Below are 21,028 nucleotides of genomic sequence, written 5' to 3'. Positions count from 1 at the left end.
AGACCTTAGCTAGTCGGATTTTTCAACTGCGCCCTGCCTCCGCCAGTTCAGGAATTCGTCTAACATGACCAGTCCTGCACCGACGGTGATTGCCGCATCGGCGAAGTTGAACACAGCGAAGGACCAGCGGGGGGTATGAAAGAGGAAATAGTCGACCACGTAGCCGAGCGCGATCCGGTCGATGAGATTGCCCACTGCTCCCCCGATAATCAGGATAAAGCCGGCGTGGGACAGATTGCGCCGGGCGTCGCTGCCGCGCCACAGCCACAGCACGAAGGCAACGACCACGAGGCTGATGACGATCAGCGGCAGCGGACCGAGACCCTCGAGCATGGAGAAGGCGATGCCTTCATTGTGGGTGCGAAACAGCGCGAAGAACGGAAGCAATTCGATGGATTGGTGATAGCCCATCTGTGTCTCGACAATCCGCTTGATGGCCTGATCTATCGCGACGACCGCCGCCGCAAGACCGGCTGCAACCAAGGATCGTCTCATTCACTCGCTCCGTCGAATGTCAGCGCACTGCGCCGGATTTCGTATAGACAGATCCCGGTCGCAATCGCCAGATTGAGCGAATCCGCGCGGCCTGCCTGCGGTATCTTGATCAGGATCGAGCACGCCTCCGACAAGATATCCGGCAGCCCCGCCTGTTCGTTGCCCATCAGCAGCAGCACCGGTCCGGCATCGTAATCGGGTTTCCGGTAGTCGATTGCGCCCTTCAGATGGGTGCCCGCTACCATGCCCGGCCAATTCTTCGCGAACGTGGAAAATTCGGCCTCGTCCATCCGCGCAAGCGGCACCGCGAACACCGAGCCCATCGTCGCGCGCACGGTCTCGGTGGCGAAGGCGTCGGTCGTCTGGCCGACCAGAATGATGCCCTTTGCACCGGCTGCGTCGGCGGTACGGATGATGGTTCCGAGATTGCCCGGATCGCGCACCCGGTCGAGCGCCACCCACACATCCTTTTCGTCCGGGCTGATCGACGCCGGATCGGTCCAGCGCTGTTCGAACACACCCATCACCATCTGCGGATTGTCGCGCCGGGCGATCGCGCCGAGAACCTTCTCGGAGACAATCAGAATATCGGCCCCCTTGGCCAGGCAGCGCGCTGCCAGCGCCTCGATCTGCTCGTTGCCCTTGCCGGCCTTGGCGTAGATCAGCGTCCGGATATCCCAGCCGTTCTCGATGGCGTCGATCACCAGCTTCATGCCCTCGGCCAGGAAGGTCCCGGTCTCGTCGCGGTGACGTTTCTTTTCCAGAAGCCGGATATCCTTGATGATCGGATTTGCGAGGCTAGTGACTTCCTTCACCCGGCCCGGTGCCGCGATACTCGAACTCATGCCCTGTCTCCGGCGATCCAGCGGCTGTAGAGCGATGTCGATAAGGCGCGGTCGCTCTTCTCTTCGCGGATGATCAGTTCGCCGGACTGGATAAGGCCGTCCACCCGATAGCCGGTGAACACCTCGCGCATGATCTCGTGCATGGCGTAAAACGACGCACGGATCGCGTAGGCCGTCAGTGTGAGCATGACTGGACTGTTCGAGAGGATCTCGCGGCATCCGTCCAGCATTTCCGGCAGATTGTCGAACAACTGCCACACCTCGCCATTCGGTCCCCGCCCGTAGGCGGGCGGATCCAGCAGGATGATGTCGTAGCTGTTGCCGCGCCGTCCTTCCCGCTGAACGAATTTCAGCGCGTCCTCGCAGATCCATCGGATCGGCTTGTCGTCGAGTTCGGCCAGTTGCTGGTTCTCGCGGGCCCAGGTGATCGCCTTTTTCGAGGCATCGACATGGGTGACATGCGCGCCCGCCCTCGCCGCGACGAGCGATGCCACCCCGGTGTAGCCGAAGAGGTTGAGTACGCGCAGCGGTCGCCCGGCGGCGGCGATGCGCGCCGCCATGTCGCGCCAATGGGCTGCTTGCTCCGGGAAGACGCCGACATGGCGAAATGATGTGAAGCGGCCGAAATAGGCTGTCCCGTCGAAGGCCATCGGCCAGGTTTCGACCGGTTCGCCGCTGCGGAATTGCCAGCGCCCAAGACCTTCCTCGTCGGTATCGCCGGTGAACACCGCATCCGCATTCTCCCACTCGGCCGCAGGCAGACGTTTTCCCCAGATGGCCTGCGCTTCCGGCCGCACGATCCGATAGGGGCCGTAGCGCTCAAGCTTCAGCCCGTCGCCGCTGTCGAGGAGCGCGTAATCGCGATCAGGCCCGGATTCGAGGATGACCGGCGCCTCGCTTCGGGGCGCTACGCCTTCGCGGGACGATCGCGGCGTCCTTGCCTTCGGTTCGGGTTTCGTCTGGGGCTGGGCGTGCTTTGGCCTCGGCCGGAAAGCGCGGCCCGGTTGCGGGCCGCCCGGCCTGGCCGCGTGTGGCGCTTTCTGTTTGCCGCGCTTTTTCGTTTCTGACCGTGCCACAATTGGCCTTCGCATCTGTGCAGTTGGGGCCAGTCTATGGAGCATTCCGGCGACAATTCCAAGCGACCGGCGGCAACCGGTGCCAAACGCCATCAATCCGCCAGGCGATAGGCCAGAATGGCGGCCGCGAGATCTTCCAGCGCCGCGCCGGTCGATTTGAACAGGGTAATCTCCTCTTCGGAAGACCGACCCGGGTGATTACCCCGGCAAAGATCGGCGAGGTCCGCGCGGATTGCGCTCTTGGTGATGATACCGTCGCGAAGCGGCTGCGCGATGTCGCCGCCCTCCTTGATTGCGCCTTCATACGTGTCGACGAACAGGGAGGCCTTGGCGACGCAAGCGTCGTCGGTTTCACGCATTTGGGGCCGGAACGCGCCGACCAGATCGATATGCGTTCCGGGCGTAACGCAGTCGCCGCGGACAAGCGGCACGCGCGACAACGTCGCGGCGCTGATCACATCGGCGCTGGCCACGGCATCGTCCAGATCCGGGGCCACGGCGGCGTTGTGGCCCTCCGCGCGGAGTTCATCGGCAAGGCGTTCCGCCCCCGGCTTCGAACGGTTCCAGACCAGGATGCGCCGGTAGTTGCGGACTTGGGCATGTGCGCGCGCCAGAAACGGCGCCAATTCGCCGGCACCGACCATAAGCAGCGTATCGGGCTGCGGCGGCGCGAGAAATTGCGCTGCGAGCGCCGAAGCGCACGAGGTCCGCCAAAGCGTCAGCCGGCCGCCGTCGATCAGTGCTTCCGGAACGCCGGTTCGGCCGTTCATCAGCATGTAGGATGCCATCACCGCCGGCATCGAAACCGCACCGTTGTCCGGCGAGACCGTGACGATCTTGACCCCTATATGGCCGGAGGCCGCGTCCGTGCTCCAGGCGGGCATGAGCAGCAGCGATGCGTCGGTTCCGCCGGGGTGCGAAATCGTGTGCTGATGGCGCAGCGGGGCTTCCGCGCCCTCCGCGAATGCCGTCCGCAACTCACCGATAAGGTTCTCGAACGTGAAGATGCCGTCGAGATCCTCAGCGGAGAGGGTTTTCAAGAGGTCAGCTCGTGGAACGTGTCAGCGCGAGCGGGGTCTCGCCGTCATCGGCCTTGCGCCGGGTATCCTCGGCTTCGAAGCGAAGCTTCCTGGCTTCCCGCTTGTACTTGCGTTCCATCTTGCGGTGCTTGCCTTGCGAGAACCATGCGCCGACGCCGCCGGCAATGATGCCGAGGGCCGCCGCGGCGAGAAGCCAGACGAATAGCGGCGCATTGACCGTCAGGGCCGGATTATCCGGATTGAAGACGTCGAACCGCAGGGGCGCCGTCTCGCGATTGGCGACCGCGAGCGCGATCAGCACGATCGCCAGCGGAAGAAAGATGACTATTGAAACCAGACGCCGGATCATCCGTCATCAACTCCTTGGATTGTGGTCTTGCACTCAAACGCGCGGAAGCGGTCAGCGGTTCAATCGCTCGCGCAGTTCCTTGCCGGTCTTGAAGAACGGAACCCATTTCTCCTCCACCGCGACCTTGTCGCCGGTTCGCGGGTTACGGCCTTCCCGTGCCGGCCGGTTCTTGACTGAAAAAGCGCCGAAACCGCGAAGTTCGACCCGGTTCCCCTCCGCAAGGCTGTCGGAGATCTCGTCGAGGACCGCATTGACGATGTTCTCGACATCGCGCTGGAAGAGATGCGGGTTCCGGTTCGCGATAATCTGTACAAGCTCGGACTTGATCACGGGGCATTCTCCATTCCCGGCCGCGATGGGGGCAAGTTACCGGTCAACGTGCCAAAGCGAAATCAGACCGTCAAGAAGCAGGCGGTCGGCGAGCGCTTCCGCAGGGGCGCGCAAGAGCGGATCGAGGCCAAGCGCCCTGGCGACGGCACGTGAAAAGAGAAATCCTGTCGCAAGGTCGGGTTTTCTCCATTCGAACACTTCAAGGTCGGGGTCGAGGCCCTGGGCGACCAGCCATGCCTTGGCCGCGTCTTCACCGCCGAGTTCGTCGACCAGCTTGCGCTCCAGGGCTTGGCGGCCCGTGAAGATCGATCCGTCGGCCAGCTTGGCCACCTCCTGCTCCGAAAGTGTCCTTCGCTCCTGCACCAGATTCTTGAACCAGTCGTAACTGTCGAGAACCATGTCGCGGATCATCTCCTCCGCTCCCGGGGGAGGTGTGTCGAAAATCGAGGGCTCCGCCTTGAGCGGAGACGATTTGATCGTGCGCACGTCGACCCCGATCTTGTCGAGCAATTCCTCCACGTTCGGGTACTGGACGAGGACCCCGATCGATCCAACGATCGAGGACTGGCGCGCGACGATGTGGTCCGCCGCCACTGCGATCATGTATCCGGCCGACGCGGCCAGCGTGCCGACCTGCGCCACCACCGGTTTTCCGGCCGCAACCTTGCGCACCGCATCGTGAATGGCCTCGCCACCGGTCGTCGTGCCGCCAGGCGAGTCCACCGTGACGATCAGCCCCTTCACCGCCTTGCTGTTGGCGATGTCCTCAAGGATATCGAGCAGCGCCTCGTCTTCGACGACCGTGCCTTCGACGCGCACCCGGGCAACGTGCGGTCTGGCTTTGAAACCGAATGTTTCGTCGGGGGTCGATACATAGGCGAGCGAAAAGATCAGGATCAGCGCCGCCAGCACGCTGACGACGCGCCAGAAGGTCAGCTTGCGGCGAAGGCGCCGGCGGTCGATGATGTCTTCGAGGTGATGATCTGACATGGTTTTCCAGGATGAGATCTTGATCGGGCGGTCCAGTGGAACCTATGGCACTTGTGCAGGCGCGCCGCTACCCCACATTGCAGCGCAGAATGACCATATTGCCAGCATACGAAGCGTCGCGATCCACGTCACCGGCAACAGGATATAGTGGTTTGAAGGCTGCACAGGGACAAGACAGGCAAGATGCGTTCGACAGCGCCCGGTCGCACTCGAGCCGTGTGCGCTTCGCCAAGTTCGCGCTGCCGCTTGTTGCGGGATTGGCGCTTGTCGGTCTCGGCGGTTACATGTGGATGTCGCGGGTTGTGCCCGATGCATCGGTCGATCTTTCCGGCAGCGCCATCAAGGACGGCAAGCTCATCATGGCCAACCCGAAACTCGACGGATTCACCTCCGCGGATCGTCCATATTCGGTACGTGCAGCACGCGCAATCCAGGATCTCACCGGCAGCGGCGCCATCGATCTCGAACGCATCCAGGCGAACGTGCCGATGGACGAGGACACTTTCGCGCGTATTCTGGCACCTGCGGGAACGTATGATTCGGACAACAACACGCTCGATGTTCGCGGCGAGTTTACCGTGGAGACCACTGGCGGAATGCGCGCGGAACTGGATTCCGCGGCGATCGATCTGAAGGCCGGAACGCTGAAGACGGACAAGCCGGTGCAAATCACCTTGCCCGGTGCGACGATCGAAGCCGAGCGGATGAAAGTCGAGGATAATGGCAAGCGTTTGGTCTTTGAAAATCGCGTCCGACTTGTGGTACAGCCGGGCTCCATACAACGTGCGGCCTCTGAAACGACTCCGCCCGAAAGCCCCGGCGAACAGTGAAGGATTATCCATGCGGAAAGCGTCAACCGTCCGTGGAGCCGCAAATGTTGCGCTCGTCATCGCTCTCGGCCTCATGACGACGGTTGTTCCGGCAGGGGCGCAGTCCGGCGGTCGGGATACGGGGCTGCAACTGACCGGGGACCAGCCGGTTCAGATCGAGGGCGACGAACTCGAGGTTCTCGAAGATCAGGGAAGGGCGGTATTCACCGGCAATGTCAGGGTGGTGCAGGGACCAACGATCCTGCGGACCGGCAAGCTCGTCATTCATTACGCGACCGACGGCTCGGCCGGATCGTCGTCTTCCATTACGTCCGGCGCGTCGCAGATCGAGCGGCTCGAAGCGACAGGCGGAGTGAACATCCAGTCTGAGAAGCAGGTCGCCACGGGCGACAGGGGCGTCTACGACATGGGGACTGAGGTGCTCGAACTGACGGGCAAGCGGGTGACGCTTTCGGAGGACGGCAACGTCGCCACCGGCTGCAAACTGACGGTTGCGATGAAAACCGGACGCGCCAAGCTCGAGGGGTGCGGGTCGGGCGGCGCCCGGCCGACCATTTTGTTGCAGCCGCGTTCGAAAACCGGAAACTGAGGCCGATCCGTTGGCCGAACTGAGGTTGCCGGGACGACGGCGGCGCAAGCATGCCGACGGCGATGCCGGCGGCAAGGCGGCGATCGCCGGTGGCCGCGACCTGCAGGGAACGCTGATTGCGCGCGGATTGACCAAGAGCTATCGCGGACGAAAGGTCGTCGACGGCGCGACGATGGGGGTGCGGGCCGGCGAGGCGGTCGGCTTGCTGGGGCCGAACGGCGCGGGCAAGACCACATGCTTCTACATGGTGACCGGGCTGGTGCCGGTGGATGAAGGCCAGATCCTGATCGACGGCAACGATGTGACGGGGATGCCGATGTATCAGCGCGCGCGTCTCGGCATTGGCTACCTGCCTCAGGAAGCGTCGATCTTTCGCGGGCTTTCCGTCGAAAAGAACATCATGGCGGTGCTCGAAGTGGTCGAACGGAGCCCGTCCGAGCGCCGGCGCAAGCTCGATGCGCTTCTCGAGGAATTCTCGATTTCCCATCTGCGCAAGGCTCCGTCCATCGCCCTGTCGGGCGGCGAGCGAAGGCGTTGCGAGATCGCGCGCGCGCTGGCGTCCGACCCGGCATTCATGCTGCTCGACGAGCCCTTCGCCGGCGTGGACCCGATTGCGGTCTCGGACATTCAGGAACTGGTGCGGCATCTGACCGCCCGGGGGATCGGCGTGCTGATCACCGACCACAATGTGCGCGAGACCCTGGGCCTCATCGACCGCGCATATATCATTCATGCGGGCAAGGTTCTCACGCAGGGCAAGCCCGACGAGATCATCGCCCATCCCGATGTCCGGCGGTTCTATCTCGGCGAGCAATTCTCCCTCTAGGGGCCGCCCGGTCCCCGTATGAAACGGATATGTACCCGCTGACCGTTTGACAGCCGCTGTCCGATAAGCAATTTTCACGCCAGTTTGTCGAAATCGGAATGCCAACGGGGCGGGAATGGCCTTAGCAGCCAAACTCAATCTGCGTCAGAGCCAGTCGATGGTGATGACGCCTCAACTGCTTCAGTCGATCCGGCTGTTGCAGTTCAGCCATCTCGAACTCGAGCGTTTCGTGCGCGACCAGATCGAAACCAACCCGCTGCTTGATGCAGGCGAGGGCGACGGCGCGGCAGGCGATGCAGGAGGCGATGCGGGCGCGCCGTCCGGGGTGGCGACGGCGAACGCCCAGCCTGAGGATGGCTGGTCGGTGGAAGCCGTGGAAGTCAGCGCGCCGGCGATCGCCGACACGTTCGACGCGTCGCTTGAGAACGTGTTTCCGGACGATGCCGGTGAAAGCGAGCGCGCCGGGGCGAGTGGTCCGGCGCAATCGGCCGCGCCGAACGCCCGCCTGGGCGGCGATTTCGCTGCCGGACCGGAAATCGATCTGGAAGCGGTCGCGGCGGCGGGCCGCACGCTCCGCGATCAGGTGATCGAGCAGATCAGTCTGACGGTGCGCGATCCGGCGCGTCGCATCATCGCCTATGAGCTGGCCGACGCGCTCGACCCGAATGGCTATGTCGAGGCGGATTTCAGTGAGATCGCCGAACGCCTGTCCTGCGGCGCGGAGGATGTCGCCGCCACGCTCGCCGAAATCCAGGAGTTCGATCCGCCGGGGCTGTTCGCCCGCGATCTTTCCGAATGCCTGGCGCTTCAGCTTCGCCGCAAGAACAGGTTCGATCCGGCCATGGAGGCGTTGCTTGAGAATCTGCCGCTCCTCGCGCGCCGTGATTTCAAGGTGTTGTCGCGCATCTGCGGCGTCGGCGAAGGCGACCTGATTGACATGCTCGGCGAAATCCGCGCGCTCGACCCGAAACCAGGAACGGCCTTCCAGCATGAGGGCGCGGAACCGATCGTCCACGACGTGGAAGTCCGCGAGGCGGAGGACGGGACCTGGCGCATCGAACTGAATCCGGACGCGCTGCCCCGCGTGATCGTCAATCGCGACTATCACGCCCGCGTCTCCCGTTCGGGACTGGCACCGGACGAAAAGACCTTCATGACCGAATGCCTGCAGAACGCCACATGGCTGGAACGCAGCCTTGATCAGCGGGCAAACACGATCCTCAAGGTTGCAGCCGAAATCGTCGCCCAGCAGGACGCCTTTCTCGTGCACGGCGTCAGTGCCTTGAAACCGATGACAATGCGGATGGTCGCCGACGCCATCAAGATGCATGAATCAACCGTCAGCCGAGTCAGTGCCAGCAAATACATGCTCACGCCGCGCGGGATCTTCGACTTTCGCTACTTTTTCACCGTCGCCATCAGCGCCAATGACCCCTCCGCCGACGGCCACTCCTCCGAGGCGGTGCGCGAGCGCATACGCCGGTTGATCGACGAGGAGGCCGCGGACGCGGTTCTTTCTGACGATGCGCTTGTTGCGTTGCTCGGCAAGGAGGGGATAGAGATCGCGCGGCGCACGGTCGCGAAGTATCGCGAAGGCATGAATATCGCGTCTTCGGTTCAGCGCCGCCGCGAGAAGCGTGCGCTTGCGCTTGCCGGAGCGTAAGCGGGTCGGCGGGGCGAGGTCGCTGTTTTTCGTCCAAGGTCCCTTCACAGCATCCATTCTTTCGCCCAATCTGTTACGTTCAAGACCGGCGAGGCTTTCGCCGCCTCGTTGAAGACAAAGAAGGGAACAATCCATGGGCTTGCGTGTATCGGGAAAACACATGGACATCGGCGATGCCTTCCGGGTTCGCATCGAGGATCGTATCGACGACGCACTCAGCAAGTATTTCGACCGTGGGGCCAACGGGCACGTGACCGTCGAGAAGGCGGGGTCCCGGTTCACAACCGATTGCATGCTTCATCTCGACAGCGGGATCGTGCTTCAGGCGACTGGGGAGGCGCAGGATCCGCATGCGAGCTTCGATGCCGCCGCGGAGCGAATCGAGAAACGCCTTCGCCGATACAAGCGGCGACTGAAGTCCCACAACAGCGAGGCCGCCGCCACGCGGACGGAGGAATATGCATATCGCGTACTGGAGGCTCTGCCCGAGGATTCGGACGACGACGTGCCTGATGATTTCTCGCCCGTGGTCGTTGCCGAGACGTCCATGGCGCTCTCCACAATGTCTGTGTCTTCGGCAGTATTGCAACTGGACCTTCAGGATAACCCGGTATATGTGTTCCGCAATGCAGGCAGCGGCGACGTCAATCTTGTTTATCGCCGTGCCGACGGAAACATTGGCTGGATCGATCCGGGCTCAATCAAGCAATCATAAGCGGGATTGTCGGAGCTGCGCTTTGCGCGCTCGCCGAGCCATGGGTTGTCCGCAGGGATATATGAATGAATCTCGGTGATTTTGTAACGCACGACGCAATCATCCCCGACCTCCGCGTCAGCTCCAAGAAACAATTGCTGCAAACGCTTGCCGAGAAGGCGTCGACGCTGACGGGCCTTTCCGCGCGCGCTGTTTTCGACACGATCCTTCAGCGAGAGCGCCTCGGTTCGACGGGCGTAGGTAAGGGAATTGCGATTCCGCACGGAAAGTTTCCGGAGTTCGATCGGATTACGGGGGTATTTGCCCGGCTGCATGCGCCGATCGACTTCGAGGCCCTGGACGATCAGCCGGTCGATATCGTGTTTCTGCTTCTCGCGCCCGAAAGCGCCGGAGCCGACCATCTGAAGGCGCTTTCGCGAATTGCACGCGTGCTACGCGATCCAATGCGAACCTCCAAGCTTCGCGCGACCGCGGATGCGGACGCGCTTTATTCCTTCCTTACCGAAGAACAGGCCTCAAACGCGGCCTGACCGGCAGGCTGCCGATCGCTCAGCGGATTCGCAGTCCGGTCTCCGGATCGAACAGGAACGCGCGCGCCGGATCGAAATGCGCGGCGTATGTTTCGCCCGGCCTTGCGTTGTCCGCCTCCGTGAGGCCGATCGTCAGTGGATCGTCCTCGCCGGCGCCGCAATAGCCGTAAGACACCCCGCCAAGATGTTCGATGACGTCGATCTTCGCCTCGATATGAGCGGCGCCTGCCGGCTCGAAATGTTCCGGACGGAGGCCGACCGTCACGACTGATCCTGCGCGAGTCGTCGAAACTCCGGAGACCGGGAAAACCGGGCCCTTCAGCTCGGTCAGTTCGACCATCGCCGTGCCGTTGTCGGCTGAATGAACCTTGCCCTTCAACATGTTCATCTTGGGAGAACCGATGAAGCCGCCGACGAAACTGTTGTCCGGATTGTTGTAGAGTTCGAGAGGCGCGCCGACCTGTTCGATCTTTCCAGAACGCAGCACCACGATCTTGTCGGCGAGCGTCATCGCCTCGACCTGGTCGTGCGTCACGTAGATCATGGTCGCACCGAGATCGTTGTGCAGTTTGGCGATCTCCAGCCGCATCCGCACGCGAAGCTCGGCGTCGAGGTTGGAGAGCGGCTCATCGAAGAGAAACACCTGCGGTTCGCGTACGATGGCGCGCCCGATGGCGACACGTTGGCGCTGGCCGCCGGAAAGCTGTTTCGGTTTTCTTTCCAGCAGTTGATCGAGGTGAAGAATCTGGGCCGCCTTCTCGACGCGTTCCTGGATGACGGCCTTGTCGGTTCCGGTCATGCGCAGACCGAAGCCCATGTTCTCGCCGACCGACATGTGCGGATAAAGCGCGTATGACTGGAACACCATGGCGATGCCGCGCTCGGCCGCCTCGACATTGGTGACGTCGCGGTCGCCAATCAAGATCTCCCCGCCAGAGGCTTCTTCCAATCCCGCGACAAGCCTGAGCAGTGTGGATTTTCCGCACCCGGAAGGTCCGACGAAGACGGCGAACTCACCGGACTTGATCGAAAGGTCGACCCCATGGATCACATCCACCTTGCCAAAGGACTTCTTCAGCTTTCGCAGTTCGACGTCCGACATTTGCTTGCCTCCAGTGCAGTGTTCTCGGTTCAGCCGCGCGGGCCAAGTTTCGCGTTCATATCTTCCATGATTGCGTCGGCTGCGGCGCGAACGTCACCGGCCCATGCTTCAAGCTGTTCCATCGGGACGCGGTAAACCGGTGCGGTGACGGAAATTCCGGCATAAAAGCCGCGATCCGGCGCTGCGACTGGCGCGGCAACACAATGTATGCCGGCTTCGTGCTCTTCGCGGTCAAGTGCGTAGCCCTTCGCGCGAATATCCTCGATCTCGCGGCGGAATGCATGTTCGTCGGTGATCGTGTGTTCCGTGTAACGCTTGAATACGATCTTCCGGATACGGTTCTCCGCCTCGTCGGCCGGAATGACCGAAAAGGCCGCCTTGCCGACACCGGTGCAGAAGCAGGGTGACGTATTTCCAATTTGGCTGTGCATGCGCACCGACTGGCGCGACTCGACCTTGTCCAGATAGACCACCTCGACCCCTTGAAGAACGCTGAGGTGTATGGTTTCGCCAACCTTGGCATGCAGGGCGCGAAGATGCGGCTCGGCGATCTCGCGAAACCGGCTCCCCGACCACGCGTTCGCGGCAAATTTCAGGAGGCGAATTCCAAGCTCGTAGGAGTGATCGGAGTTAACCTGAAGCAGTCCCTCGTCGATCAGGTTGCTGATTTGACGGTGCAAAGTGCCGCGCGGCTGATCGAGCGCCGCCAGCAAATCCTTGAAGCGCATCGGACGGTTCGCCGTTGCCACGGCGTCGAGCACGGCAATGGCCTTGCCGAGCGTGCCGGTTCCGCTTTCGGGCTGTCCTTGTTCCATGGCTCTCTCCGGCAGCGGGGCGAACCCGGCCTCTTGACTTTCACGCAACGTAATGGAAAAGTTCTGAATAGTCAAACAATGTTCCGAATAATGGAACTTGGAGACGGAAATGCGTCCGTGCCGGGATTGTGAGAGCCGAAAGGTTGCCTTCCGTCCTTGCTGGCGCTGAACTTATATCGTCGGCGGGTTCCGCTGCGAAAATTGGGAGGAATACCAGTGATGAAAATGTCTCTAAGAACTGCTGTTCTCGGCGCCGCCGCGGCAGCCCTCATGGCGTCGAGCGCTTTCGCGGGAAGTGATGCCAAGCTGAGTGGTGACCTGAAGATCTTCCTCGATACGTCCAATCCGGCCCCGCGGGCGACGATGGAGGCGATGATCGGTCGTTTCCAGGAAAAGCATCCGGATCTCAACATCGAGACCACGGTCATCGACCGCGAGGAATACAAGACCCAGATACGCAACTTCCTGACCGCAAATCCGCCGGATGTGGCAACCTGGTATGCCGCCAACCGGATGCGGCCCTATGTCGATGCGGGTCTCTTCGAGGATGTCTCCGATCTTTGGCAGGATGCCGAAATAGCGGAGAACCTGGCGTCCACCAAGGGCGCCATGACAATCGACGGCAAGCAGTGGGGCGTGCCCTACACCTACTATCAGTGGGGCGTCTACTACCGGAAGGACATCTACGAGGAACTTGGACTCGAAGAGCCCGAGAACTGGGAGGAGTTCAAGGCCAACTGCCAGGCGATTCTCGACTCGGGCCGCAAGTGCTTCACCATCGGCACCAAGTTTCTTTGGACGGCGGGCGGTTGGTTCGACTATCTGAACATGCGCACCAACGGCTTTGATTTCCACATGGATCTCGCAGCCGGTGAGGTTTCCTGGGAAGACGAACGCGTCCGCAAGACCTTCGAGAACTGGAAAGAACTCATCGACATGGGCGCTTACATCGACAACCATCAGACATATAGCTGGCAGGAAGCATTGCCCTTCATGGTCAACGGAGATGCCGCGGCATACCTGATGGGGAACTTCGCCGTTGCGCCGCTGCGTGATGCCGGCCTTACCGACGATCAGCTCGACTTCTATCAGTTTCCGGAGATCAATCCGGATGTTGAGATGGCCGAAGACGCGCCGACGGATACGTTCCACATCCCCGCGAACGCCGCCAACAAGGACGCCGCGCGCGCTTTCCTGAAGTTCGTGGTGTCGGCGGATGAGCAGACCGAGATTAACAATGGCAAGAATCTGGGCCAGCTGCCGGTGAACGCGAAATCGTCGGTCGATGACGACAAGTTCCTGAACGAGGGCTTCGAGATGCTTTCCTCGAACAGCCCGGGCGGTGTTGCCCAGTTCTGGGACCGTGATGCATCTGCGGAGATGGCGAAAGTCTCGATGGAAGGCTTCCAGGAGTTCATGGTCAAGCCGGACAATCTGGACCGCATCCTCGCCAAGCTCGAGCGTGCGCGCCAGCGCATCTACAAGTAAGCGCATACGGGGCGTCCCGGCATCGGGACGTCCCGTCTGAAGCCCTTCGACGGTTCCGAATGGCTTTCCTGAAAAGAGCATTTCCCCGGTTCCGAAGGGAGCGCCGAAGATGACTGATGTCAGCCCTGCCGTCCCGCATTATCCTGCCGGTGCCGCACCACGGGGCTGGTTTCACCGGAATCAGCAGAGTCTGGCGCCCTGGCTCTTTCTGGCCCCCGGCGCGCTGTTCTTTCTGTTCTATGTCATCTTCCCGATTTTCCAGTCGTTCAACATCTCGCTTTACGAGTGGGACGGTTTGTCGCCGGCCGAATATGTCGGGCTGAGCAACTACCGTGACCTCTACTGGGAATTCGTCGATCGCGACGCGTTTTACGTGTCGCTGAAGAACAATATCATCTGGCTGGTACTGTACCTCCTTGCCATTCCTGCCGGTCTGTTTATCGCGCTTTTCCTGAACCAGACCGTCACCGGGATACGCATCTACAAATCGCTTTTCTTTTTTCCCTTTGTCATCAGCCAGGTCGTGGTCGGCCTCGTCTTTACGTGGTTCTACGATCCGACCTTCGGGATCCTGAACACCATTCTCGACTGGTTCGGTCTCGGCCCCATCAATGTCCTGGGCAACGAGCGGTATGTGACATACGGCATCATCGCCGCCGGCCTGTGGCCACAGACGGCCTATTGCATGATCCTGTACCTCACCGGGCTGAACGCGGTGGACCCGGAACAGATCGAGGCGGGGCGTCTCGATGGTGCGAAGGGCTTGCGAATGCTGTGGTTCATCATCATTCCCCAGTTGAAGCCGGCGACGTTCATCGCCTTCGTGGTGACGATCATCGGCGCGCTGCGGTCATTCGACCTCATTTCCATCATGACCCAGGGAGGGCCGTTCGGCTCCTCGCGCGTGCTCGCCTTCTACATGTTCGAGGTGGCGCTGTCGGAGTACGGCTTCCGGATGGGCTACGGAGCGGCGATCGCAGTGGTGCTCTTCCTCATCATGCTTTGCTTCATCGCCTACTTCCTTTGGTCGATGTACCGCGACGAGAAACGGGCATGAGTGCCGTGCGTATGAGGACAACTCGTCTCTCGGAAGGGGAGGCCTGCTGAGATGTTTCCGAAACCGATCGAAAGGGCGCCCCGCGCCTGGCAACTCACCTATCAGGGCCTGCTGCCGGTTGCCCTGATCGCCTGGCTGCTGCCGCTCATCGCCGTCGCGATCTTCTCGATCAAGCCGGATTCGGATTTCACGACGGGCAATTACTGGGGATGGCCGTCCACCTTCGAGGGCATCAACAACTATCGCCGCGTCTTCTTCGAAAGCGACATGCCGCGCTATCTGCTCAATTCGGTCCTGATCACCGTGCCCACGGTGATCGGTGCGGTGGCGCTCTCATCGATGACCGGCTTCGCGCTGGGTGTGTATCGGTTCCGCGCGAACCTCTGGATATTCTTCATGTTCGTGGCCGGAAACTTCGTGCCGTTCCAGATCCTGATGGTGCCCGTGCGCGATCTCACGCTCGATCTCGGCCTCTATAACACCAAGACCGGCCTCGTGCTGTTTCATATCGCCTTTCAGACCGGGTTTTGCACCCTCTTCATGCGCAATTTCATCCGCGCGCTCCCCTTCGAATTGGTTGAGGCGGCGCGGGTCGAGGGCGTTGCCGAGTGGCGCATCTTCTGGTTCATCATCCTGCCGCTGATGAAGCCGGCGCTTGCGGCCCTTTCCGTGCTCATATTCACGTTCATCTGGAACGACTATTTCTGGGCCGTCGTGCTGACGCAGGGCGCGGAAAGCCAGCCCGTGACCGCGGGCATCACCTCCTTCAACGCTCAATACCGTGCCGCCTATCACCTGATGAGCGCGGGCTCGATCGTTGCGGCCCTGCCGCCGGTGCTAATGTTCTTCCTCATGCAAAGGCATTTCATCGCTGGTCTGACCCTTGGGGCGACCAAGGGCTGACGATGCAGACATCGGGTGTGGAATTGAAACCGGTCGAGTGCTGGCGTCTGGATGGCGGCGGGCGCACCGCCGTGCTTGCAAGCTTTGCCGGGGGTGTTCCTGCCCTGGTCTGGTACGGCCCTCCGCTGCCCGAAGCGGAGGATATCGAGGCGCTCGCGCTGGGAACGATTCCCAATGTCTCTTCCGGACAGCTCGATCCTTTCGTGCCGCTGACCTTGTGTCCCGTGGCGACGACGGGCTGGCAGGGTCATCCGGGCCTCACCCTGCTCGGCAGCGACGGTCATGTGCTCCTTCCGGATCTGCGCCTGCGCGATGCCGTCGCTTCGTCGGACCACGCGCTCTCCTTCACCGTCGCCGATGTGAGTTCGTCGCAAGGGGTTTCGCTGCAGATTGATGTCGCGCTGAACGCGGCAACCGGCCTTCTCTCCGTCGCAACGCACGCCGCAGCGGGCAACGGCGTCGAGGCGCGGTGGGTTTCGGTCGGCGCGGTTCCGGTGCCGGCGTCGATGCCGCGCATTCTCGACCATGGCGGACGGTGGTGCGGGGAGTTCCAGCACCAGGAGACACGGTTCCGCATCGGGCAGCATGTGCGCGAAAGCCGCGAGGGAAGAACCGGCCATGCGAATTTCCCGGGCGTGACGTTTCTCGGGGATTCAACCGGAGAGAATGCGGGGTCCGCGCTTGGAGCGGCGCTGGCATGGTCCGGCGGTCACAGGATGATCGCCGAGGAACTCCCGGACGGCCGCCGTCAGGTGCAGTTCGCAATTGCGGGCGACGGTGTCGGGGAACCGGGAGATCGCTCTCCCGAAATGATCCTCGGCTGGTCGGACGCAGGGCTCAACGGCCTGATGCACGCTTTCCACGCCCACGTTCGAAGCCTCCACGAACGCCCTGTCTTCCGGCCCGTGCACTACAATTGCTGGGAGGCGGTCTATTTCCGTCACGACGTCGCCGAACTGAAGGAAATCGCGGCCAGGGCGGCCGAACTCGGCGCGGAGCGCTTCGTCCTCGACGATGGCTGGTTCAAGGGCCGCAACGACGACACTACGAGCCTCGGCGACTGGACCGTCGATCAGCAAAAATTTCCGGAAGGGTTGAAGCCGCTGGGCGATCATGTCTCCGCTCTCGGCATGCGCTTCGGCATCTGGTTCGAGCCGGAGATGGTCAACAAGGACAGCGATCTTTATCGCGCGCATCCCGACTGGCTCCTGGGGCCGGACACGCAGCCATCGGGCAGAAACCAGTTCGTGCTGGACCTGACCTCTCCGGGCGTGGCCGATTATCTGTTCGAGCGGATCGACGCGATCCTCGCAGAGACCGGCGCCGACTACGTTAAGTGGGATCACAACCGCATTCTGACCGGCGGTGACGCGCGGCAGACGACGGAACTGTACGCGTTGCTCGCCCGTCTGCGGGAAGCCCATCCCGGTGTGGACTTCGAAAGCTGCGCGTCCGGCGGCGGTCGGATCGACTACGGCATTCTGGCCCATGCGCCGCGCGTCTGGCTGTCGGATTCAAACGACGCGCTCGAACGCTTGCGCATGCAGCACGAGGCGGCGCGCTGGCTGCCGCCGGAGTTCGTCGGAAGTCACGTCGGCCCGCGCAAGTGCCATACCTCGGGCCGCGTCCTGCCGATCGCCTTCCGCGCATGGGTGGCCGCGCAGCGGCATATGGGGTTCGAGATGGATCCGCGCGAACTGACCGACGACGAGGCGGACACGCTCAAGCGGATCACGCGCTGGTGGAAGGATCACCGCGATTTCCTGTTCTCGTCGCGGCTACATCTCCTCGAGAGCCACGATTCGGAGGTATTCGCGGAAATATTCGTGGCGCAGGACAGAGAACGGTTCATTCTGTTCAAGGGCCAGGCGGGCTCGTCCCGGCCCATCGCGGCTCGGCCTTTCGCCCTGGCAGGCCTCGATCCGGAGGCGATCTACGATGTTCGACTCGTCAATCCGGAAGACGTCGCTCCGGTTCTCAACAGGAAGGCGGCGACCGGACTCATGGAAGGAGTGGCAATGCGCCTGTCTGGTCAGGTCTTGATGACATCCGGGCTGCCATTGCCGAACGCGTTTCCGGCGACGATGCTGGTCGTCGAGGGTGTCAGGAACAGGGTCGTTTGAGATGACGATTTTCAATGATCTCAGGGATGCTTCCGTTCTGATTACGGGCGGTGGAACGGGGATCGGCGCGGCGCTTACCGAGGGCTTCGTCGCCCAGGGCGCCAAGGTGGCGTTCGTCGACATCCTCGAAGACGACAGTACAGCGCTCGTGGAGCGCCTCGCACCATCTGCCGTGCACCGGCCGCTGTTCCTGAAGACCGATCTTCGCGATATCGCCGCCCTGAAGGAGGCCGCATCGAAAGCAGCCCGGGCACACGGCCCGGTCACCGTACTGGTCAATAACGCGGCATGGGACGACCGGCACGAGATCGGCGCCGTTGACGAGGCCTATTGGGAGAACAATCTGGCAATCAATCTTCGGCCGCAATTCTTCATGGCGCAGGCTGTTGCGCCGGGCATGAAGGCGGCGGGCGGAGGCACTATCGTCAACTTCACCTCGACGTCCTACATGCTGAATATTGGCGACATGCCGGCATACACGGCCGCCAAGGCCGGAATTGTGGGCCTCACCAAGGCGCTTGCAGGAAAGCTTGGCACCGACAACATCCGTGTGAACGCAATCGCCCCCGGCTGGGTCATGACCGGGCGGCAGAAGGAGCTCTGGGTCACGGAAGAGGGGTTGAACGCGATGCTCGCCCGCCAGTGCATCAAGGCGCCGATCCAGCCCGAACACATGGTCGGCCCGTGCCTGTTCCTGGCGTCCGGCGCCTCGGCGATGATCACCGCCCAGACCCTGATTGCCGACGGGGGGATGCTTTGACGGAGAGCGGCAAACCGGCTTTCGTCGCGGTCGATTGGGGCACGTCGCATCTGCGCGTCTGGGCACTGTCTTCAAGCGGCGACGTGCAGGGCGAGCGAAAGTCAGGCGAGGGTATGGCGTCGACGCCCCGGGACCGCTTCGCGGACATACTGGAACGGCATCTGGAGGCACTTTCCGTACCCGCCGCCGTGCCGGTGGTCATGTGCGGCATGGTCGGATCGCGCCAGGGTTGGGCAGAAGCGGGATATATACCGGTCCCGGCCCCGCTGCAGGCGATTGCGGAGAATGCCGTGCGTATTCCGGGGATCAGGCGCGACGTGCGCATTCTTCCCGGGTTCAGCAAGACGGATACACGGTCTCCGGATGTCATGCGTGGTGAGGAGACGCAGTTGCTCGGACTGTCGCGGCTGTCGACGCTGGATAACGGTGTCTCCCGCGTGATCTGCATGCCGGGCACACATTCCAAGTGGGTTCAGATGAACGGCGACAAGGTCGCGACCTTCGTGACCTTCATGACCGGCGACCTGTTCTCCGTGGCGGCCCAACACTCGGTCCTGCGGCACATGACCGGTAGCGAACCGATCGACCCGGCTTCTCCGGTGTTTCGCGACGCGGTGGCCGCCAGCCTCCGCTCGCCGACGGACATATCGGCCCGGCTGTTTTCGATCCGGTCGGCGGGTCTGCTGCTGGATCTTTCGCCCGCCGAGGCGCGGGCGCGCCTGTCCGGCTATCTGATCGGTCAGGAGATAGCCGGGGCGTTGACGCGGTTCTCGTTGTCGGGCGAGATCGATCTGGTTGGCGGCGGCGTGCTGGGCGGTCTCTACCGCGAGGCTCTTGCTGTTGCCGGCGTCGGGTGCCGCATTCATGATGGCGACGCGCTGGCGATCGCCGGCCTGCGCGAAGCCGCATCGGTGCTCTGGAAACAGGAGCCCGTTTGACCGGGAGCTGAACGAGATGGCGAAAGAAACGCAGAGATCGGCCCGGTGGCCGAAAATGAAGCGCGAACTGATCGCGATCCTGCGCGGCTTGCCCCCGGCGGAGGCGCTCGATGTAGCGTCGGCACTTGTCGATGCCGGGTTCGAGGCGATCGAGATTCCACTGAACTCGCCCGATCCCTTCAATTCCATCGAGGCGGTAGCAAGGGCGCACGGAAAAGACGCGCTCGTCGGAGCCGGAACGGTGCTGGGCACTGCAGACGTCGATCGCCTGCATGACGCCGGCGGACGGCTGCTGGTGTCGCCGAATGTCGATCCGGGCGTGCTGGCGCGCGCTGGCGCACACGCCATGGTGACGATGCCCGGCGTGTTTTCGCCAACAGAGGCTCTCGCCGCGCTCGCGGCAGGCGCCTCCGGCCTCAAGTTCTTTCCGGCAAGTGTGCTGGGCGCAACGGGCATCAAGGCGATATCCGCTGTCCTGCCCGCGGGAACGATCGTCGGCGCGGTCGGTGGCGTCTCGGAGCTGGATTTCGAAACCTACGGAGAGCAGGGCATTCGCGTCTTCGGTCTCGGATCATCGATCTTCCGGCCGGGGATGGAACTGAAGGAGATCGCCGCGCGGGCACACCGCACCGTGCAGGCATGGGATGCTGTCTTTTCCGGAACGGTCGAGGTGTGATCCATGGCAGAAGTCTCCATCCTTTCCGGAACGCGCTGTGAACTGGGCGAGGGCCCGCTTTACGACCCGGCGCGCGACACGCTGTTCTGGTTCGATATCGTCGGGCGGAAACGTCATGCGATGAACATGGCTGACCGGATGGAGACCTCTATTGATCTGCCGGAGATGACGAGCGCCATGGCAGTGATCGATGGCGATCGCGACCTGTTGCTGACAGAAACGGGCCTGTCGGTTCTCGACACGAAATCGGGCGGGATCGTGCAGCACGTTTCCGTGGAAGCCGACAATGCCGCGACACGCTCGAACGATGCCCGGGTCCACCCCTCGGGCGCGTTCTGGTTCGGAACCATGGGAAAGCGGGCGGAAAAGGAAGCGGGCGCGATTTATCGCTATTTTCGCGGCACCGTCGACAAGCTCTACGGCAATGTCACGATCCCGAACGCGATCTGCTTTTCTCCCGACGGCGCCAAGGCGTATTTCGCCGACACGGCGGCTGCGAAACTGATGAGCGTCGCCGTCGATCCGGCGACCGGCGCGCCCGTATCCGATCCGGAGGTTTTCATCGACCATTCGGGCGGCAAGGGCGGACTTGACGGCGCCGTTATCGATGCCGACGGCAATCTCTGGAACGCGCGATGGGGGGCCTCGGCGCTCGACTGTTACTCGCCCTCCGGCGACCGCCTCCTGACCATAGCCGTTCCCGCGCGCCAGCCATCCTGTCCGGCGTTTGTGGGCGACGGTCTGCTGGCTGTCACCTCGGCGTGGGAGGGCATGAATCACACGGAGCGCGAGGCCGACACCCATGCGGGAAGCACATTCCTCGTGAGCACGCCGGTCCGGCCGAAATACGAATCCGCTGTCGCACTTTAGGGATTAACGAATCCTGAT

At 62.4% G+C, this 21,028-nt stretch carries 23 protein-coding genes; 14 read left to right on the top strand and 9 right to left on the bottom strand.

Annotation, left to right across the window (positions count from 1 at the left end):
- Nucleotides 1–9: 9 nt before the first annotated feature.
- From lspA to sppA, 7 genes are read right to left on the bottom strand one after another with little or no spacing between them, the layout of a single operon-like run.
- Nucleotides 10–495: a signal peptidase II gene (gene lspA, locus LC298_RS02240; protein WP_131565053.1), complete on the bottom strand. Its 486-nt coding sequence runs from the start codon at nucleotides 493–495 to the stop codon at nucleotides 10–12.
- Entirely contained in the window at nucleotides 492–1,340 is an 849-nt protein-coding gene (locus LC298_RS02235) for a TrmH family RNA methyltransferase (protein ID WP_131565056.1), read from the bottom strand. Before LC298_RS02235 ends, lspA begins: the two co-directional genes overlap by 4 nt.
- Nucleotides 1,337–2,461: a class I SAM-dependent methyltransferase gene (locus tag LC298_RS02230; protein WP_199223174.1), complete on the bottom strand. Its 1,125-nt coding sequence runs from the start codon at nucleotides 2,459–2,461 to the stop codon at nucleotides 1,337–1,339. Before LC298_RS02230 ends, LC298_RS02235 begins: the two co-directional genes overlap by 4 nt.
- Nucleotides 2,462–2,508: 47 nt before the next feature.
- Complete coding sequence (lhpI, locus tag LC298_RS02225) at nucleotides 2,509–3,456, bottom strand: bifunctional Delta(1)-pyrroline-2-carboxylate/Delta(1)-piperideine-2-carboxylate reductase (RefSeq protein ID WP_131565060.1); 948 nt, start codon at nucleotides 3,454–3,456, stop codon at nucleotides 2,509–2,511.
- Nucleotides 3,457–3,460: 4 nt separating this feature from the next.
- Nucleotides 3,461–3,805: a lipopolysaccharide assembly protein LapA domain-containing protein gene (locus LC298_RS02220; protein WP_131565062.1), complete on the bottom strand. Its 345-nt coding sequence runs from the start codon at nucleotides 3,803–3,805 to the stop codon at nucleotides 3,461–3,463.
- A gap of 51 nt (nucleotides 3,806–3,856) precedes the next feature.
- Nucleotides 3,857–4,135, bottom strand: coding sequence for an integration host factor subunit beta (locus LC298_RS02215; protein WP_131565064.1), 279 nt, complete (start codon nucleotides 4,133–4,135; stop codon nucleotides 3,857–3,859).
- 36 nt (nucleotides 4,136–4,171) lie between these two features.
- A complete protein-coding gene (sppA, locus tag LC298_RS02210; RefSeq protein WP_131565066.1) occupies nucleotides 4,172–5,125 on the bottom strand; it encodes a signal peptide peptidase SppA in 954 nt (317 codons plus the stop codon).
- 152 nt (nucleotides 5,126–5,277) lie between these two features.
- Here sppA and lptC point away from each other — a divergent pair, with 152 nt between their 5' ends.
- The 6 genes from lptC to ptsN all read left to right on the top strand — a co-directional run bounded on the left by lptC (nucleotide 5,278) and on the right by ptsN (nucleotide 10,278).
- Complete coding sequence (gene lptC / locus LC298_RS02205; RefSeq protein WP_158284670.1) at nucleotides 5,278–5,955, top strand: LPS export ABC transporter periplasmic protein LptC; 678 nt, start codon at nucleotides 5,278–5,280, stop codon at nucleotides 5,953–5,955.
- A 10-nt stretch (nucleotides 5,956–5,965) separates the two neighbouring features.
- Nucleotides 5,966–6,544 carry an LptA/OstA family protein gene (locus LC298_RS02200; protein ID WP_131565070.1) on the top strand — a complete coding sequence of 193 codons (579 nt, stop codon included), beginning with the start codon at nucleotides 5,966–5,968 and terminating at the stop codon, nucleotides 6,542–6,544.
- A gap of 82 nt (nucleotides 6,545–6,626) precedes the next feature.
- On the top strand, nucleotides 6,627–7,370 hold the full coding sequence (gene lptB / locus LC298_RS02195) for an LPS export ABC transporter ATP-binding protein (RefSeq protein WP_223385542.1): 744 nt from the start codon (nucleotides 6,627–6,629) through the stop codon (nucleotides 7,368–7,370).
- A gap of 115 nt (nucleotides 7,371–7,485) precedes the next feature.
- Nucleotides 7,486–9,033 (top strand): RNA polymerase factor sigma-54, encoded by a 1,548-nt coding sequence (gene rpoN / locus LC298_RS02190; RefSeq protein ID WP_131565072.1) that lies wholly within the window; start codon nucleotides 7,486–7,488, stop codon nucleotides 9,031–9,033.
- A 133-nt stretch (nucleotides 9,034–9,166) separates the two neighbouring features.
- Nucleotides 9,167–9,748 (top strand): ribosome hibernation-promoting factor, HPF/YfiA family, encoded by a 582-nt coding sequence (gene hpf / locus LC298_RS02185; RefSeq protein ID WP_131565074.1) that lies wholly within the window; start codon nucleotides 9,167–9,169, stop codon nucleotides 9,746–9,748.
- 65 nt (nucleotides 9,749–9,813) lie between these two features.
- Nucleotides 9,814–10,278, top strand: coding sequence for a PTS IIA-like nitrogen regulatory protein PtsN (gene ptsN / locus LC298_RS02180; RefSeq protein WP_131565075.1), 465 nt, complete (start codon nucleotides 9,814–9,816; stop codon nucleotides 10,276–10,278).
- Nucleotides 10,279–10,297: 19 nt separating this feature from the next.
- Here ptsN and LC298_RS02175 read toward each other — a convergent pair whose 3' ends face one another.
- Nucleotides 10,298–11,380 carry an ABC transporter ATP-binding protein gene (locus tag LC298_RS02175; RefSeq protein WP_131565077.1) on the bottom strand — a complete coding sequence of 361 codons (1,083 nt, stop codon included), beginning with the start codon at nucleotides 11,378–11,380 and terminating at the stop codon, nucleotides 10,298–10,300.
- 29 nt (nucleotides 11,381–11,409) lie between these two features.
- Nucleotides 11,410–12,195 carry an IclR family transcriptional regulator gene (locus tag LC298_RS02170; RefSeq protein WP_131565078.1) on the bottom strand — a complete coding sequence of 262 codons (786 nt, stop codon included), beginning with the start codon at nucleotides 12,193–12,195 and terminating at the stop codon, nucleotides 11,410–11,412.
- Between the two features lie 219 nt (nucleotides 12,196–12,414).
- On the opposite strand from LC298_RS02170, the gene LC298_RS02165 reads away from it, so the two are divergent.
- The 8 genes from LC298_RS02165 to LC298_RS02130 all read left to right on the top strand — a co-directional run bounded on the left by LC298_RS02165 (nucleotide 12,415) and on the right by LC298_RS02130 (nucleotide 21,010).
- Nucleotides 12,415–13,683, top strand: coding sequence for an ABC transporter substrate-binding protein (locus tag LC298_RS02165; RefSeq protein WP_131565080.1), 1,269 nt, complete (start codon nucleotides 12,415–12,417; stop codon nucleotides 13,681–13,683).
- Nucleotides 13,684–13,792: 109 nt separating this feature from the next.
- Nucleotides 13,793–14,740 (top strand): carbohydrate ABC transporter permease, encoded by a 948-nt coding sequence (locus LC298_RS02160; protein WP_131565081.1) that lies wholly within the window; start codon nucleotides 13,793–13,795, stop codon nucleotides 14,738–14,740.
- 51 nt (nucleotides 14,741–14,791) lie between these two features.
- Nucleotides 14,792–15,643, top strand: coding sequence for a carbohydrate ABC transporter permease (locus LC298_RS02155; RefSeq protein WP_131565083.1), 852 nt, complete (start codon nucleotides 14,792–14,794; stop codon nucleotides 15,641–15,643).
- 2 nt (nucleotides 15,644–15,645) lie between these two features.
- The gene (locus tag LC298_RS02150; RefSeq protein WP_131565085.1) at nucleotides 15,646–17,766 is read left to right on the top strand and encodes an alpha-galactosidase; all 2,121 of its coding nucleotides are present in this window, start codon (nucleotides 15,646–15,648) and stop codon (nucleotides 17,764–17,766) included.
- A gap of 1 nt (nucleotide 17,767) precedes the next feature.
- Nucleotides 17,768–18,526, top strand: coding sequence for an SDR family NAD(P)-dependent oxidoreductase (locus tag LC298_RS02145; protein WP_131565087.1), 759 nt, complete (start codon nucleotides 17,768–17,770; stop codon nucleotides 18,524–18,526).
- Complete coding sequence (locus LC298_RS02140; protein WP_158284671.1) at nucleotides 18,523–19,464, top strand: 2-dehydro-3-deoxygalactonokinase; 942 nt, start codon at nucleotides 18,523–18,525, stop codon at nucleotides 19,462–19,464. Before LC298_RS02145 ends, LC298_RS02140 begins: the two co-directional genes overlap by 4 nt.
- A 16-nt stretch (nucleotides 19,465–19,480) precedes the next feature.
- Nucleotides 19,481–20,140: a 2-dehydro-3-deoxy-6-phosphogalactonate aldolase gene (locus tag LC298_RS02135; RefSeq protein WP_131565090.1), complete on the top strand. Its 660-nt coding sequence runs from the start codon at nucleotides 19,481–19,483 to the stop codon at nucleotides 20,138–20,140.
- A 3-nt stretch (nucleotides 20,141–20,143) separates the two neighbouring features.
- Nucleotides 20,144–21,010 carry an SMP-30/gluconolactonase/LRE family protein gene (locus LC298_RS02130; RefSeq protein ID WP_131565092.1) on the top strand — a complete coding sequence of 289 codons (867 nt, stop codon included), beginning with the start codon at nucleotides 20,144–20,146 and terminating at the stop codon, nucleotides 21,008–21,010.
- Nucleotides 21,011–21,028 lie beyond the last annotated feature (18 nt).

This window comes from Oricola cellulosilytica (genome assembly GCF_019966575.1).
GTDB classification, from domain to species: domain Bacteria; phylum Pseudomonadota; class Alphaproteobacteria; order Rhizobiales; family Rhizobiaceae; genus Oricola; species Oricola cellulosilytica.
This window is presented reverse-complemented; position numbering and strand designations above follow the sequence as displayed.